General features: G+C 60.7%; 13 protein-coding genes. 11 read left to right on the forward strand and 2 right to left on the reverse strand.

Going from position 1 to position 15802, the window contains the following annotated elements:
* Nucleotide 1 precedes the first annotated feature (1 nt).
* The gene (gatC, locus tag ACA072_RS04250) at nt 2-289 is read right to left on the reverse strand and encodes an Asp-tRNA(Asn)/Glu-tRNA(Gln) amidotransferase subunit GatC (protein WP_008026876.1); all 288 of its coding nucleotides are present in this window, start codon (nt 287-289) and stop codon (nt 2-4) included.
* A 214-nt stretch (nt 290-503) separates the two neighbouring features.
* Between gatC and mreB the strand changes: the two genes are divergently transcribed.
* From mreB to tldD, 8 genes are all read left to right on the forward strand, one after another.
* Nucleotides 504-1541, forward strand: a complete 1038-nt coding sequence (gene mreB, locus ACA072_RS04255) for a rod shape-determining protein MreB (protein WP_002555108.1) — start codon at nt 504-506, stop codon at nt 1539-1541.
* Nucleotides 1542-1681: 140 nt separating this feature from the next.
* Nucleotides 1682-2821, forward strand: coding sequence for a rod shape-determining protein MreC (mreC, locus tag ACA072_RS04260; RefSeq protein WP_497624944.1), 1140 nt, complete (start codon nt 1682-1684; stop codon nt 2819-2821).
* Nucleotides 2821-3312 (forward strand): rod shape-determining protein MreD, encoded by a 492-nt coding sequence (mreD, locus tag ACA072_RS04265; RefSeq protein WP_109627971.1) that lies wholly within the window; start codon nt 2821-2823, stop codon nt 3310-3312. The genes mreC and mreD overlap by 1 nt, the downstream gene beginning before the upstream one ends.
* A 43-nt stretch (nt 3313-3355) precedes the next feature.
* Nucleotides 3356-3952, forward strand: a complete 597-nt coding sequence (locus tag ACA072_RS04270) for a Maf family protein (RefSeq protein WP_497623341.1) — start codon at nt 3356-3358, stop codon at nt 3950-3952.
* Between the two features lie 57 nt (nt 3953-4009).
* Nucleotides 4010-5467 carry a ribonuclease G gene (gene rng, locus ACA072_RS04275; protein WP_497623342.1) on the forward strand — a complete coding sequence of 486 codons (1458 nt, stop codon included), beginning with the start codon at nt 4010-4012 and terminating at the stop codon, nt 5465-5467.
* A gap of 75 nt (nt 5468-5542) precedes the next feature.
* Nucleotides 5543-9346 (forward strand): YhdP family protein, encoded by a 3804-nt coding sequence (locus ACA072_RS04280; protein WP_497623343.1) that lies wholly within the window; start codon nt 5543-5545, stop codon nt 9344-9346.
* Between the two features lie 82 nt (nt 9347-9428).
* Nucleotides 9429-10289: a carbon-nitrogen hydrolase family protein gene (locus ACA072_RS04285; protein WP_497623344.1), complete on the forward strand. Its 861-nt coding sequence runs from the start codon at nt 9429-9431 to the stop codon at nt 10287-10289.
* Between the two features lie 4 nt (nt 10290-10293).
* On the forward strand, nt 10294-11736 hold the full coding sequence (tldD, locus tag ACA072_RS04290) for a metalloprotease TldD (protein ID WP_497623345.1): 1443 nt from the start codon (nt 10294-10296) through the stop codon (nt 11734-11736).
* Nucleotides 11737-11784: 48 nt separating this feature from the next.
* Here the strand turns inward: tldD and yjgA are convergent, their stop codons facing one another.
* Entirely contained in the window at nt 11785-12309 is a 525-nt protein-coding gene (gene yjgA, locus ACA072_RS04295; RefSeq protein WP_007901505.1) for a ribosome biogenesis factor YjgA, read from the reverse strand.
* Nucleotides 12310-12417: 108 nt separating this feature from the next.
* Between yjgA and pmbA the strand changes: the two genes are divergently transcribed.
* From pmbA to ACA072_RS04310, 3 genes are all read left to right on the forward strand, one after another.
* Entirely contained in the window at nt 12418-13764 is a 1347-nt protein-coding gene (pmbA, locus tag ACA072_RS04300; RefSeq protein ID WP_010463346.1) for a metalloprotease PmbA, read from the forward strand.
* Nucleotides 13765-14012: 248 nt separating this feature from the next.
* Nucleotides 14013-14420: a FagA protein gene (locus ACA072_RS04305; protein WP_497623346.1), complete on the forward strand. Its 408-nt coding sequence runs from the start codon at nt 14013-14015 to the stop codon at nt 14418-14420.
* Nucleotides 14401-15777 (forward strand): class II fumarate hydratase, encoded by a 1377-nt coding sequence (locus ACA072_RS04310; protein ID WP_497623347.1) that lies wholly within the window; start codon nt 14401-14403, stop codon nt 15775-15777. Before ACA072_RS04305 ends, ACA072_RS04310 begins: the two co-directional genes overlap by 20 nt.
* Nucleotides 15778-15802 lie beyond the last annotated feature (25 nt).

Here is a 15802-nt window from a genome sequence, read left to right on the forward strand (position 1 = left end):
TTTAGTCGATGACTTTCGGAACCAGGTACAGGCCGTTTTCGACCGCTGGTGCGATGGACTGATAGGCCTCGCGATGATTGGTCTCGGTCACGACGTCTGCACGCAGGCGCTGGCTGGCTTCCAGTGGGTGGGCGAGCGGCTCGATACCGTCGGTATTGACCGCCTGCATTTCGTCGACCAGTCCCAGAATGCTGTTCAGGGCCGAAGTGATGTGTGGAAGATCGGCATCATTGAGGCCCAGACAGGCCAGATGAGCGATTTTTTCCACGTCGGAGCGTTCAAGCGTCATGGGATTCTCCAGTGGAAGGAAAACAGAACGGATGCTATCCGTGTGTTAGATTGTCGGAACACTACCGCATTTCTACGGTCATAAGGCCGCGATTGTGGGGGTTGGTGCACAGAAAAGCGGCCAATTTAACATATTGGCGCCTTGCCCAAAATCCCTGTCGTTGTTAGAGTTTGCCGCACTTTTTTACCCACGCGTTGCCTAGGGTCCCTTTCCCATGTTCAAGAAACTGCGTGGCATGTTTTCCAGCGATCTCTCCATTGACCTGGGCACTGCCAACACCCTTATTTACGTGCGCGAGCGCGGTATCGTCCTGAATGAGCCATCGGTTGTGGCTATTCGGACACACGGTAACCAGAAAAGTGTCGTTGCTGTCGGCACCGAGGCGAAGCGCATGCTCGGCCGTACGCCGGGCAACATTGCTGCCATTCGTCCGATGAAGGACGGCGTGATCGCCGACTTCAGCGTCTGCGAAAAGATGCTGCAATACTTTATCAACAAGGTTCACGAAAACAGCTTCCTGCAGCCTAGCCCGCGGGTGCTGATCTGCGTTCCGTGCAAATCCACCCAGGTTGAGCGTCGTGCCATCCGTGAATCGGCCCTTGGTGCCGGTGCTCGTGAAGTGTTCCTGATCGAAGAGCCAATGGCTGCTGCGATCGGTGCCGGCCTGCCGGTTGAAGAAGCACGCGGTTCGATGGTCGTCGATATCGGTGGTGGTACCACTGAAATTGCACTGATCTCCCTGAATGGTGTGGTTTACGCCGAATCCGTACGGGTTGGCGGCGACCGCTTCGACGAAGCGATCATCACCTACGTGCGTCGCAACTACGGCAGCCTGATCGGCGAATCCACCGCCGAGCGCATCAAGCAGGAAATCGGTACGGCCTACCCGGGCGGCGAAGTTCGTGAAGTCGACGTTCGTGGCCGTAACCTGGCCGAAGGCGTTCCACGTGCCTTCACCTTGAACTCCAATGAAGTGCTGGAAGCTCTGCAAGAGTCCCTGGCCACCATCGTTCAGGCTGTGAAAAGTGCACTGGAGCAATCGCCTCCGGAGCTGGCTTCCGATATCGCCGAGCGTGGTCTGGTGCTGACCGGTGGTGGCGCCTTGCTGCGTGACCTCGACAAGTTGCTGGCCCAGGAAACTGGTCTGCCGGTGATCGTTGCCGAAGACCCGCTGACCTGCGTTGCTCGCGGCGGTGGCCGTGCCTTGGAAATGATGGATAAACACACCATGGATCTGCTTTCCAGCGAATAAGTCGCCGGATCGCCTCTATGCTGTTGAGCGCGCAGGCGGCACTTTGCAGTGCTGCCTGTTTGCGTTTACCTTCTGTCAGTCTGTATCCAGGCCGGTCTGCCGTATGAATAAACAAAACATTTGCCTGGGAGGAGCGGCTTATTAAACCGCTTTTCACCAAAGGGCCTTCACTGGGCGTGCGCTTGTTGGTGCTGGTCGTGCTATCGGTCGCGCTGATGGTGGTCGATGCCCGCTTCACACTGCTCAAGCCAGTGCGTAGCCAGATGTCGCTGGTGCTGATGCAGTCTTACTGGATCACCGACCTGCCGCAGCGGCTATGGCAGGGTGTGGCCAGCCAATTCGGCAGCCGTACCGAGCTGGTCGCCGAAAACGAAAAACTCAAGACCGAAAACCTGCTGTTGCAGGGCCGCATGCAAAAGCTTGCCGCCCTGACCGAGCAGAACGTTCGGCTGCGCGAGTTGCTCAATTCCTCTGCGCTGGTCAACGAGAAGGTCGAAGTGGCCGAGTTGATCGGCATGGACCCCAACCCGTTCACCCATCGCATCATCATCAATAAAGGTGAGCGCGACGGTGTGGTCCTCGGTCAGCCGGTGCTCGATGCCCGCGGCCTGATGGGCCAGGTGGTCGAGTTGATGCCTTACACCTCCCGCGTGCTGCTGTTGACCGATACCACCCACAGTATTCCGGTGCAGGTGAACCGCAACGGTCTGCGGGCAATTGCCAGCGGCACTGGCAACCCGGAACGCCTGGAACTGCGTCACGTTGCCGACACGGCGGATATCAAGGAAGGCGATCTGCTGGTCAGTTCCGGCCTCGGTCAGCGGTTCCCGGCCGGTTACCCGGTGGCGACAGTCAAGGAAGTGATTCACGATTCCGGCCAGCCGTTTGCCATTGTGCGTGCCGTGCCGACCGCCGCGTTGAACCGCAGCCGTTACTTGCTGCTGGTGTTCACCGACGGCCGTACCGCCGAAGAGCGCGCCAACGATGCTGCCCAGGCGCAAGAAGCGCTGGACCAGCACGGTGGTGGGCCGATCATTCCGGCGACCGTGCCTAAACCGGTGCCTGCGACCGTGGTGGTGCCCGCCGCAGCCGCTGCACCTGCTGCAACTCCGGCGGCACCGGCACCGGCTCCGGCGACAACCCCGGCCAAACCTGCAGCCGCCAAGCCGCCAGCATCGCAACCTGCCGCAACCAAACCGCCAGCCATTCAACCGGCTGCGGTGAAGCCTGCCGCCAAACCGCCTGTCTCCGCACCGGCTTCCACTGGGGGACGAGAATAATGGTCGGTGCTACCGCATCCCGAAATGGCTGGATGATCTGGCTGACGTTTGCCATTGGCCTGCTGCTCAGCGTTTCGCCGCTGCCGCAATTCATGGAAATCCTCCGCCCGCTCTGGCTGGCCTTGCTGCTGGCGTTCTGGGCGTTGTACCTGCCGCAGAAAGTCGGCATGGTCACCGCATGGTGCCTGGGCCTGGCTGAAGACGTTCTCTACGGCACGTTGCTGGGCCAGAACGCGTTGATCCTGTGCCTGATCACCTTCCTGGTGCTGTCGTTGCAACAGCGCCTGCGCATGTTCCCGATGTGGCAACAGAGCCTGGTGATCCTGGTGATCTTCGGCCTCGCTCAGCTTGTTCAACTATGGCTGAGCGCCCTGACCGGCAACCGTCAGCCAACCCTGGCACTTGTTCTGCCGGCACTGGTCAGCGCATTGCTCTGGCCTTGGATCAGCTACGGTTTGCGCGGTCTGCGTCGGCGCTACAAGATCAATTAATTCGGTCAGGCATTTGCCCGCACCTCGACAGGGAGATGTCTTGATGAGAAAGCTGTACCTCGCCTCAGGCTCGCCGCGTCGGCGTGAACTGCTCACGCAGATCGGCGTGCCGTTCTGCGCCATCAGTGCGGACATCGATGAAACCCCTTTAAAAGATGAATCCCCGTCGGCCTATGTCGAGCGCCTGGCGCGCGGCAAGGCCGAGGCCGGGCGACGCGCGTTTGTGTCCGACACCGATTTTTGCGTACTGGGCGCTGACACAGCTGTCGTACTCAACGGGAAAATTCTCGGCAAACCGGTGGACGAAGCCGATGCGTGCGCCATGCTTATGATGTTGGCCGGTCAGGAACACGAAGTGTTGACCGCCATCGCGGTGCTCGACGGTGAGCGTTGTGAGTCGCGGGTGGTGCGCAGTCTGGTGCGTTTTCGCAACATCGCTCGTGATGAGGCGGCGGTCTACTGGGCCAGCGGCGAACCCCGGGACAAGGCGGGTGGCTATGGCATTCAAGGACTGGGCGCGGTGTTTGTCGCTCAGCTGATTGGAAGCTACTCGGCGGTGGTCGGACTGCCGCTGTGCGAAACCGCTGAGCTGCTCGGCCATTTCGGCATACCCTGTTGGCAAACCCTTAACGCGCGCTGAGCGTCGTACTGACAAGATGCGGCCATTATCGTGAACATGCCTGAACGAGACCCTGCCATGAGTGAAGAGATCCTGATCAACATCACGCCGATGGAATCGCGCGTGGCGGTGGTCGAAAACGGCGTCCTGCAAGAGGTCCACGTCGAGCGCACGCAAAAACGCGGGATTGTCGGCAACATCTATAAAGGCAAGGTGGTGCGGGTATTGCCGGGCATGCAGGCGGCCTTCGTCGATATCGGTCTGGACCGCGCCGCGTTCATTCATGCCTCTGAAATTTCCCTGCGCGAAGGCCCGACGGTCGAAAGCATCAGCTCGCTGGTTCATGAGGGTCAGAGCCTGGTCGTCCAGGTCACCAAGGACCCGATCGGCTCCAAGGGCGCACGCCTGACCACCCAGCTGTCGATTCCGTCGCGCTATCTGGTGTACATGCCGCGCACGGCCCACGTCGGCATTTCGCTGAAGATTGAAGACGAAGCCGAGCGCGAACGTCTCAAGCAAGTGGTCACCGATTGCGTGGCCAAAGAAGGCATCAAAGAGGCGGGCGGTTTCATTCTGCGTACCGCTGCCGAAGGGGCCGGTGCCGATGAAATCCTCATGGACATCCGCTACCTGCGCCGGCTCTGGGACCAGATCAACGAACAGATCAAAACCATCGGCGCCCCGAGTGTGATCTACGAAGACCTCGGCCTGGCGCTGCGCACCTTGCGCGACCTGGTGAGCCCGAAGATCGAGAAGATCCGCATCGATTCTCGGGAAACCTTCCAGAAAACCACGCAGTTCGTCGCCGAACTGATGCCGGAAATCGCCGATCGTCTTGAGCATTACCCAGGCGAGCGGCCGATTTTCGACCTGTACGGTGTCGAAGATGAAATCCAGAAAGCCCTCGAGCGCAAAGTGCCGCTCAAGTCCGGTGGTTATCTGGTGGTCGATCCGGCGGAAGCCATGAGCACCATCGACGTCAACACCGGGGCGTTCGTCGGCCATCGCAACCTCGAAGAAACCATTTTCAAGACCAACCTCGAAGCCGCGACCGCCATCGCCCGCCAGCTGCGTCTGCGCAACCTGGGCGGAATCATCATCATCGACTTCATCGACATGGAAGACGAAGAGCACCAGCGCCAGGTGCTGCGCACGCTCGAGAAGCAGCTGGAACGCGATCACGCCAAGACCAACATTATCGGCATCACCGAGTTGGGCCTGGTGCAGATGACCCGCAAGCGCACCCGCGAAAGTCTCGAACAAGTGCTGTGCGAACCGTGCAGCAGCTGTCAGGGCCGCGGCAAGCTGAAGACGCCGGAAACGGTCTGCTACGAAATTTTTCGCGAAATCCTCCGCGAGGCGCGAGCCTATCAAGCGGAAGGCTATCGTGTATTGGCAAACCAGAAAGTCGTCGACCGTTTGCTCGATGAAGAGTCGGGAAATGTCGCCGAGCTGGAAGGATTTATCGGACGCACCATTCGGTTCCAGGTGGAAACCATGTATTCCCAGGAACAATACGACGTGGTGCTGCTCTGAATCGCTGTGTTTCACCCTTACTAGAACGGCTGGCCTCAGCTTTTTGCAGTATTTTCGCTATGGGAGCCAACTGACATGGAACGTCTGACACGCATTTTGGCCGCACTGACCCGCTGGGGTCTTGGCCTGTGCGCGTTGGTCCTGGTGTTGATGGCGTTGTACGTCAGCCTCGGCCGGGAGCTGACGCCCCTGGTGGCCGAATACCGTGCCGACGTCGAAACCAAAGCCAGCGCCGCTTTGGGCATGCCGCTGCAGATCGGCAAGCTGGAAGGTAACTGGAGCGGTTTCGCGCCGATTTTGCTGGCCCACGATGTGACGGTCGGCGAGGGCGCCAACGCCCTGCACCTGGATCAGGTGCGGGCGGTACCGGATCTTTGGGAAAGCCTGCTGGCTCGTGAGGTTCGCATCGCCCACCTGGAACTCAACGGCCTGAAGATCAGCCTCAAGGAAGGCGCGGACGGTCAATGGGCGCTGGAAGGGTTGCCGGTGCAACAAGACCAGCCGCTTGATCCGGAGCAACTGCTCAATCGCATGCAAATGGTCCAGCAGCTGTCGGTAATCGACAGCCAGGTGACCTTGCAACCACTGGACCACCCGCCGCTGACCTTGACCTACGTTGGCCTGAATCTGAAAACCGGCGTCTCCCGCCAGCGCCTCGATGCCCGTTTGACCCTGCCCGACGGCCAGCCGGTGGCCATGAGTGTGCGTACGCGTATTCGTGCCAGCCAGTGGAAGGACGGCGAGGCCGAGGCCTACCTGAGCCTGCCGCAAAGCGACTGGTCAAAATGGCTGCCCGAGCGCGTGACCCGGCAATGGAACTTCTCCGAGCTCAAGGCCGGTGGCGAACTCTGGGTGAACTGGGGCAAGGGCGCGCTGCAAAGCGGTGCGATTCGCTTGAACGCACCGCAACTCAAGGGTGCGTACGCCGAACGCAAGCCGATCCAGATCAATAACCTGGCGCTCAACGGTTATTTCCAGCGCAGCAGCGAAGGCATGCTGGTGACTCTGGATTCCCTGGCCATGAACTTCGGCGAGACCCGCTGGGAGTCGCATCTGCAACTTCGACAGACCGCCGCCACCGACAAGTCGGAAGAACTCTGGCACTTGCAAGCCGACCGCCTCGACCTCACCCCGCTGACCCCGCTGATAAATGCTTTGGGGCCACTGCCCGAGGGCGTTGCCACGGCGGTCGAGCGACTCAAGGTGACCGGTGGCTTGCGCAACGTGCTGATCGATATGCGGCCCAATGCCACCGATGACAGCAAGTTCAGCTTTGCCGCCAACCTCGACCAAGTCGGTTTTAACGCCTACCACGGCGCGCCGGCGGCACGGAATGTCAGCGGCAGCATCAGCGGTGACCTCGGTCAGGGCGAGCTGCGGATGGACAGCAAAGACTTTGTCCTGCACCTGGACCCGATTTTCGCCAAGCCATGGCAATACATCCAGGCCAACGCCCGGCTGACCTGGAAGCTCGACAAAGAACGCTTCACCCTGATCGCGCCGTACCTGAAGGTGCTGGGCGAGGAGGGCAAGATTGCCGGTGACTTCCTGATCCGCCTGCATTTCGACCACACCCAGGAAGACTACATGGACCTGCGGGTCGGCCTGGTGGACGGCGACGGTCGCTACACCGCCAAGTACCTGCCGACCATGCTTAGCCCGGCGCTGGACGAATGGCTGCGCACGGCGATTCTCAAAGGCGCGGTGGACCAGGGCTTCTTCCAGTATCAAGGTTCGCTGAACCACGGTGCCGCCGAGACGGCGCGCAGCATCAGCCTGTTCTTCAAGGTGCACGATGCCGAACTGGCGTTTCAGCCGGGTTGGCCGCATGTCAGCAAAGTCACCGGTGATGTGTTTGTTGAAGACAGCGGCGTGCGGATCCTGGCCAGCAAGGGCCAATTGCTCGACACGCAGGTTCGCGACATTTACGTGAATATTCCCCATGCGCCGCAAGGGCAAAGCGTTCATCTGCTACTCGACGGCGGGTTTTCCGGCGGATTGGGTGATGGCCTGAAGATTCTTCAGGAAGCGCCGATCGGCACCGCTGAAACTTTTGCCGGATGGGAAGGCGAAGGTGATCTGCAAGGCAAGCTGAAGCTGGACATTCCGCTGGTCAAAGGCGAGCAGCCGAAGATTCTCGTCGACTTCAAGACCGCCAAGGCGCGTTTGAAGCTGGCTGATCCTTCACTGGAGCTGACGCAGCTCAAGGGTGATTTTCGCTTCGACAGCGCCAAGGGCTTGAGCGGACAGAACATCACCGCACGCGCCTTCGATAAACCGGTCACCGCGCAGATATTTGCCGATGGCAGCGCAGGCAACCTCAAGACCCGCGTTACTGCATCCGGTCAGGTCGAGGTCAAAAAACTCACGGACTGGCTGGGCGTCACCCAGCCATTGCCGGTGTCCGGTTTGATCCCGTATCAGCTGCAATTGAGCCTGGATGGTGCGGATAGCCAGTTGATGGTCAATTCCAGCCTCAATGGCGTGGCGATCGATTTGCCGGCGCCGTTCGGCATGGCCGCCGATGTCGGCCGCGACACCACGTTCCGCATGACCTTACAGGGACCGGAACGGCGCTATTGGGTCACCTATGGTGGGCTGGCAGACTTCACGTTTGCGGCGCCGCCCGGCAATTTTGCCGACGGTCGTGGCGAGTTGTTCTTGGGGGGCGGCAATGCCGTGCTGCCCGGCGCCAAAGGGCTGCGTGTGCGCGGCGTGCTGTCCGAACTGGACGTCGGCCCGTGGAAAGATCTGGTGGACAAGTACGCCGGCCAGGATCCGGGCGGCAATGCCAAGCAGTTGCTCAGCAGTGCAGACTTCAAGGTGGGCAAGCTCAGCGGTATCGGCACGACACTCGATCAGGCGTCGGTGCAGTTGAACCGCAAAGCCGCAGCGTGGGCCATGCAACTCGACAGTCAGCAGGTCAAGGGCAGCGCGAGCATTCCTGATGCGAAAGGCGCGCCGATTGCGATCAATCTGCAAACCGTGCGGTTGCCCGCGCCAGACCCGACAGTGCTGGCCGACGAGAACTCGCCGGACCCGCTGGCCTCGGTCGACCCGACGAAAATCCCTGCGCTGGATATCACCATCAACCAGCTGTACCAGGGCCAGGACCTGGTAGGTGCCTGGTACTTGAAAGTCCGTCCGACCGCCAAGGGCATTGCGCTCAATACGCTGGACCTGGGCCTCAAGGGCATTCTGTTGCAGGGCACTGGCGGCTGGGAAGGCATACCCGGCAGCTCCAGCAGTTGGTACAAAGGGCGGATCAGCGGCAAGAATCTCGCTGACGTGCTGAAGGGCTGGGGCTTTGCGCCGAGTGTCACCAGTGAAGAGTTTCATATGGATGTCGACGGTCGCTGGCCCGGCTCACCGGCGTGGCTGGCCACCAAACGTTTCTCCGGCACCCTCGATGCTTCGCTGAATAAAGGCCAGTTCGTTGAAGTCGAGGGCAGCGCCCAGGCCCTGCGAGTCTTCGGCCTGCTCAACTTCAATTCCATCGGCCGCCGTCTGCGTCTGGACTTCTCCGATCTGTTCGGCAAAGGCTTGAGTTATGACCGGGTCAAGGGTCTGCTGGCCGCGACCAACGGGGTTTATGTGACGCAGGAGCCGATCCTGCTGACCGGCCCGTCGAGCAACATCGAACTGAACGGGACCCTGAACCTGGTGGCCGATCAAGTTGACGCGAAGCTGCTAGTGACTTTACCGGTGACCAACAACCTGCCGATTGCCGCGCTGATCGTCGGCGCACCGGCCATCGGCGGCGCGCTGTTCCTGATCGACAAGCTGATCGGTGACCGCGTGGCACGTTTTGCCAGCGTCAAATACACGGTCAAAGGCCCTTGGAAAGAGCCGAAAATCACCTTCGACAAGCCTTTTTGAGTTTTTTTTTGAAAAGGCACTCCCCAAGCCTATGGAGTAGCATGGCGGCCTGTCCTTATAAAAAGCGACCCAGGAGCGCGCCATGACTTTCGCGGTGATTCAAATGGTCAGCCAGAGCGATGTGCTGGCTAACCTGGCCCAGGCTCGGCGTCTGCTCGAACAGGCCGCGGCCGGTGGTGCGCAACTGGCGGTGCTGCCGGAAAACTTCGCGGCCATGGGCCGTCGCGACATTGCCGACATCGGCCGCGCCGAGGCGTTGGGTGAAGGTCCGATCCTGCCGTGGTTGAAACAGACCGCTCGCGACCTCAAGTTATGGATAGTGGCTGGCACGTTGCCGTTGCCGCCGGTGGACCATCCGACGTCCAAAGCCCATGCCTGCTCGTTGCTGGTCAATGATCAGGGCGAAACGGTGGCGCGCTACGACAAGTTGCACCTGTTCGACGTGGACGTGGCGGACAATCGCGGGCGTTATCGCGAGTCCGATGACTATGCTTATGGCAGTGGGGTCGTGGTGGCGGACACGCCTGTCGGCCGGGTTGGCCTGACGGTATGTTACGACCTGCGTTTCCCGGAGTTGTATAGCGAACTGCGTGCTGCGGGCGCGCAATTGATTACCGCGCCGTCGGCGTTTACCGCGGTGACCGGCGCGGCGCATTGGGATGTGCTGATTCGCGCACGGGCCATAGAGACCCAGTGTTATGTGCTCGCGGCCGCCCAGGGTGGGACGCATCCGGGGCCTCGGGAAACCTGGGGGCATGCCGCGATTGTCGACCCTTGGGGTCGGGTGCTGGCCCAACAGGATCAAGGCGAGGCCGTGCTGCTGGCCGAACGCGATAGCAGCGAACAGGCGTCCATCAGGGCGCGGATGCCGGTGTCCAGTCACCGGCGCTTTTTCTCGCAGGGCGCACAGCGACCTGCCCGGAACGACGAATTTAAGGCGTAAAAATATGAGCGAGTTGTTGTCCTCCGTCAGTGAACACCTCCTGGCGCCCGGTGGCGTAACGATCGAGAGCCTGCAAGGCGTGCTCGGCGATCTGGCCGGCCCGGGCATCGATGCCGCGGATCTGTATTTCCAGGGGCAGATTTCCGAGTCCTGGGCGCTGGAAGACGGGATCGTCAAGGAAGGCAGCTTCAACCTCGACCAGGGTGTGGGCGTGCGTGCGCAATCGGGTGAAAAAACCGGTTTCGCCTACAGTAACGCCATCACCCTTGAAGCCCTCGGCGCTGCGGCCCGTGCGGCCCGCTCGATCTCCCGCGCCGGTCAGAACGGCTCGGTGCAGGCCTTCACTACCGCGGACGTCACCCAGTTATACGGGCCGGACAACCCGCTAGAAGTGATGAGCCGCGCGGAAAAAGTCGAACTGCTCAAGCGCATCGACGTCGCGACTCGCGCCCTCGACCCGCGTATCCAGCAAGTCACCGTGAGCATGGCCGGTGTCTGGGAACGCATTCTTGTTGCTTCGACCGATGGCAGCCTGGCCGCCGATGTGCGGCCATTGGTGCGCTTCAACGTCAGCGTGATCGTTGAGCAAAACGGTCGTCGCGAGCGCGGTGGTCATGGCGGCGGCGGTCGTACCGATTACCGCTATTTCCTCAGCGATGACCGCGCCATGGGCTACGCCCGTGAAGCGCTGCGTCAAGCGCTGGTGAATCTGGAAGCCATTCCGGCGCCGGCCGGTACGTTGCCGGTGGTGCTGGGCTCGGGCTGGTCCGGCGTGCTGTTGCACGAAGCGGTCGGCCATGGTCTGGAAGGCGACTTCAACCGCAAGGGCAGTTCGGCCTACAGCGGGCGCATGGGCGAGATGGTTGCTTCCAAGCTGTGCACCATCGTCGATGACGGAACGCTGGCCGGTCGCCGCGGTTCCCTGAGCGTCGACGACGAAGGCACCCCGACCGAGTGCACCACGCTGATCGAAAACGGCGTACTCAAGGGTTACATGCAGGACAAGCTCAACGCGCGCCTGATGGGCGTGGCCCGCACCGGCAACGGTCGTCGTGAATCCTACGCGCACCTGCCGATGCCACGGATGACCAACACCTACATGCTGGCGGGCGAAAGCGACCCGGCGGAAATCATCGCCTCGGTGAAGCGCGGCATCTACTGCGCCAACCTCGGCGGCGGGCAGGTGGACATCACCAGCGGCAAATTCGTGTTCTCTACCAGCGAGGCGTACCTGATCGAAGACGGCAAAATCACTGCCCCGGTCAAAGGCGCAACGTTGATCGGCAACGGCCCGGAAGCCATGAGCAAGGTGTCGATGGTCGGTAATGATCTGGCGCTGGACAGCGGCGTGGGCACGTGTGGCAAAGATGGGCAGTCGGTGCCGGTGGGTGTCGGCCAGCCAACGCTGAAAATTGATGCGATCACTGTGGGTGGCACAGGATCATAAGGGATGGAGCCTCGGGTGAATCGCTTGGCGATTCACCCGATTCGGGACTTAACGCAGACCGCGTTGAGTCTCGTCCAGCTCACGGATGTACTTGAAGATTTTACGGCTCGATGCCGGTGGCTTGTTGGTCGCCAGTTCGTGCTGGGCCTGACGGATCAGGGAGCGCAACTGCTGACGATCAGCCTCCGGGTAGTCGAGCACGAACTTCTCCAGGACCGCATCGTCGCCCGCGATCAAGCGATCGCGCCAGCGTTCCAGGCCATGGAAACGTTCGTTGTACTGCCGGGTGGAGGCATCGAGTTGATCGAGCAGGGTCAGAATGGCGTCAGTGTCCTGATCGCGCATCAACTTGCCGATGAACATGAGGTGCCGTTTACGCGCGATATTCGCGGTGTGCTTGGGCGCATCGGCCAGTGCCCGGCGCATAGCGTCGGTCAACGGCAGTTTTGCCAGCAAGTCAGGCTTGAGCGTTGTAAGGCGCTCGCCGAGGTCAACCAGAGCATGAAGCTCGCGTTTAACCTGGGATTTGCTTTTTTCTCCCGTATCGAGGGAGTCGTCGTAAGAATCAACCATGGTGGCCGTCCGCAAAGAAACGCCGCCATGATAACCAGTCGGGGGCCGCTTGTCCGGCCCGGTCGCTCGAAGGCCCTAGCCGAAAGCAGAATTTGAGTGGAGAACAGCATGAGTGCAGTTGAAAGCGTCGGCCCACAAGCGTTGCCGGCACTGCAAGAACAAGTCGAGCAGATCATCGCTGAAGCCAAGCGTCAGGGTGCCAGTGCCTGTGAAGTGGCCGTGTCCCTGGAGCAGGGCTTGTCCACCTCGGTGCGCCAGCGTGAAGTTGAAACCGTCGAATTCAACCGCGACCAAGGCTTTGGCATCACCTTGTATGTCGGTCAGCGCAAAGGCTCGGCCAGCACTTCGGCCAGCGGTCCTGAGGCGATTCGTGAAACCGTCGCGGCAGCGTTGGCCATTGCCAAGCATACCTCCGAAGACGAAGCTTCAGGCCTGGCAGACGCCGCGTTGATGGCCAGGGATCTGCAGGATTTCGACCTGTTCCACGAATGGGATATCACCCCGGAGCAAGCCATTGAGCAGGCGCTGACTTGTGAAGCAGCGGCATTTGCTGCCGACAGCCGGATCAAAAATGCCGACGGCACCACCCTCAGCACCCATCAAGGCTGCCGCGTTTACGGCAATAGTCACGGTTTTATCGGCGGCTATGCGTCGACTCGTCACAGCCTGAGCTGCGTGATGATCGCCGAGGCCGACGGCCAGATGCAGCGCGATTACTGGTACGACGTCAACCGTCAGGGCAACTTGTTGGCCGACCCGGTGAGCATCGGCCAGCGGGCGGCGCAAAGGGCCGCGAGCCGACTGGGCGCGCGTCCGGTGCCGACCTGCGAAGTACCGGTGCTGTTTTCCGCTGAACTGGCCGGTGGCTTGTTTGGCAGCTTCCTTTCGGCGATCTCCGGCGGCAGCCTGTATCGCAAATCGTCGTTCCTTGAAGGCACGCTGGGTCAGAAACTATTCCCTGAATGGCTGACCATCGATGAGCGCCCGCACTTGATGCGCGCCATGGGCAGTTCGGCGTTCGATGGCGATGGCCTGGCGACTTACGCCAAACCGTTCGTCGAAAAAGGCGAGTTGGTGTCCTACATCCTCGGCACCTATTCCGGTCGCAAACTGGGCATGCCGAGCACCGCCAACGCGGGGGGCGTGCACAACCTGTTCGTCACCCATGGTGATGAAGATCAGGCCGCGTTGCTGCGCCGCATGGGTCGCGGTTTGCTGGTCACTGAGCTGATGGGCCAGGGCCTGAACATGGTCACCGGCGATTACTCCCGTGGTGCGGCGGGTTATTGGGTCGAGAACGGCGAAATCCAGTTCGCGGTCCAGGAAGTGACCATCGCCGGCAACATGCGCGACATGTTCAAGCAGATCGTTGCCGTCGGTAATGACCTGGAACTGCGCAGCAACATTCGCACCGGTTCGGTGTTGATCGAGCGGATGACCGTCGCGGGCAGCTGACGCTTACCGCTACACAAAAAGGCGCGCCATCCAATCGGATGGCGCGCCTTTTTTATGCGCCCTACATCGACCCCCTGTGGGAGCGGGCTTGCTCGCGAAGACGGTGTATCAGTCAACAAAGATGCTGAATGTGATGGCCCCTTCGCGAGCAAGCCCGCTCCCACAAGGAATGTGTCGTGTTCTCTCGGGGTTGTGTTGGTTCTCATTATCATCTAATAATAAATCTCATTACCGAATGAGCCCGGATCATGAGTTCTGCCTTGCACGAGCAGCCTTACCTCGAAAGCTGGCGCTGGATGAGTCGCCAGATCCGTTGCGCGATGGCCCCCGATGAACCGCGCCTGATCGAACATTACCTGGCTGAAGGCCGTTATCTGGCCTGTTGCACGGCAACCTCGCCGTGGACCATCGCAGAAACCTCTTTCCGTTTGTTGCTCGACACCGCCGCCGATGTCGCGCTGCCCTGGCACTGGCGGACTTACTGCCTGGACCAGGCCTGGCGCCCGCTGCGCGATCTGGAACGCCTCTCTCTGTGCAAATGCCGCCTCAAGCGCTGGCAAAGCTACACCTGGCAACTGGCGATCTGCGAGTTGCAGCCCTCGATTCCTCTTATAGAACTGGTGCAAGGATTTAGTGATGAACAAGACTCGTATTGAGCGCGACAGCATGGGCGAGCTTCAGGTCCCGGTGGACGCGCTCTATGGCGCGCAGACCCAGCGTGCGGTGGATAACTTCCCGATCAGCGGCAAGCCGATGCCCGCGCAGTTCATCCGGTCGCTGATTCTGGCCAAAGCCGCCGCCGCCCGTGCAAACGTCGAGCTCAAGCAAATCAGCGAGTCCCGGGGCGAAGCCATCGTCGATGCGGCACTGGGTTTGCTTCAGGGCGACTTCATGCAGCATTTTCCGGTGGATATCTTCCAGACCGGTTCCGGTACCAGTTCCAACATGAACGCCAACGAAGTGATCGCCACCCTGGCCAGCCGTCTGCTCGGCGAACCGGTGAACCCTAACGATCACGTGAATTGCGGCCAAAGCAGCAACGACATTATCCCGACCACCATCCACGTCAGCGCTGCGCTCGCGTTGCATGAGCAACTGCTGCCAGCGCTGGTGCGTTTGGCACAGGTCATTGAGCGCAAGGCTGAAGAGGTTCATCACCACGTCAAAACCGGTCGCACGCACCTGATGGACGCGATGCCGGTGCGCATGAGCCAGGTGCTGAATGGCTGGGCGCAGCAGCTCAAGGCCAACATCGGCCATTTACAGGACTTGCTGCCGAGCCTGCAATCCCTGGCCCAGGGCGGCACGGCGGTAGGCACCGGGATCAACGCCCATCCGCAATTCGCCGCGCGTTTCAGCCAACAGCTGAGCGAACTGACTCACGTTCAATTCACGCCCGGCAAGGATCTGTTTGCGCTGATCGGCTCCCAGGACACCGCGGTGGCGGTCTCCGGCCAGCTCAAAGCAACAGCGGTTTCGCTGATGAAAATCGCCAACGACCTGCGCTGGATGAACTCTGGTCCGCTGGCCGGACTCGGTGAAATCGAACTCGAAGCCTTGCAGCCGGGTTCGTCGATCATGCCCGGCAAGGTCAACCCGGTGATCCCGGAAGCCACCGCGATGGTTGCCGCCCAGGTGATCGGCAATGACACCGTTATCACCATCGCCGGTCAGTCGGGCAATTTCGAATTGAACGTGATGCTGCCGATCATCGCGCAGAACCTGCTGAGCAGCATCGAATTGCTGGCCAACTCCAGCCATCTGCTGGGTGAGAAGGCCATCGCCAGCTTCAAGGTCAATGAGTCGCGGATCAAAGAGGCGCTGTCGCGCAACCCGATTCTGGTGACCGCACTCAACCCGATCATTGGTTACCAAAAAGCCGCTGAAATCGCCAAGAAGGCCTATCAGCAGGGTCGCCCGGTGATCGATGTCGCCCTGGAACACACCGACCTGACGCGCAGCCAACTGGAAGAATTACTCAACCCAGAGACGCTCACCGCAGGCGGCGTGTAATCACCGCTACCGCTTTGGAGGCTCA

The sequence above is a fragment of the Pseudomonas sp. LBUM1656 genome, assembly GCF_059716065.1.

Bases quoted from the DNA above. Each gene is read 5' to 3' on its own strand.
- mreB (WP_002555108.1), top strand. From the start codon at position 504: ATGTTCAAGAAACTGCGTGGCATGTTTTCCAGCGATCTCTCCATTGAC.
- tldD (WP_497623345.1), top strand. From the start codon at position 10,294: ATGAGCGAGTTGTTGTCCTCCGTCAGTGAACACCTCCTGGCGCCCGGT.
- pmbA (WP_010463346.1), top strand. From the start codon at position 12,418: ATGAGTGCAGTTGAAAGCGTCGGCCCACAAGCGTTGCCGGCACTGCAA.
- yjgA (WP_007901505.1), bottom strand. From the start codon at position 12,309: ATGGTTGATTCTTACGACGACTCCCTCGATACGGGAGAAAAAAGCAAA.
- mreD (WP_109627971.1), top strand. From the start codon at position 2,821: ATGGTCGGTGCTACCGCATCCCGAAATGGCTGGATGATCTGGCTGACG.
- ACA072_RS04270 (WP_497623341.1), top strand. From the start codon at position 3,356: ATGAGAAAGCTGTACCTCGCCTCAGGCTCGCCGCGTCGGCGTGAACTG.
- ACA072_RS04285 (WP_497623344.1), top strand. From the start codon at position 9,429: ATGACTTTCGCGGTGATTCAAATGGTCAGCCAGAGCGATGTGCTGGCT.
- rng (WP_497623342.1), top strand. From the start codon at position 4,010: ATGAGTGAAGAGATCCTGATCAACATCACGCCGATGGAATCGCGCGTG.
- ACA072_RS04280 (WP_497623343.1), top strand. From the start codon at position 5,543: ATGGAACGTCTGACACGCATTTTGGCCGCACTGACCCGCTGGGGTCTT.
- ACA072_RS04310 (WP_497623347.1), top strand. From the start codon at position 14,401: ATGAACAAGACTCGTATTGAGCGCGACAGCATGGGCGAGCTTCAGGTC.
- gatC (WP_008026876.1), bottom strand. From the start codon at position 289: ATGACGCTTGAACGCTCCGACGTGGAAAAAATCGCTCATCTGGCCTGT.
- ACA072_RS04305 (WP_497623346.1), top strand. From the start codon at position 14,013: ATGAGTTCTGCCTTGCACGAGCAGCCTTACCTCGAAAGCTGGCGCTGG.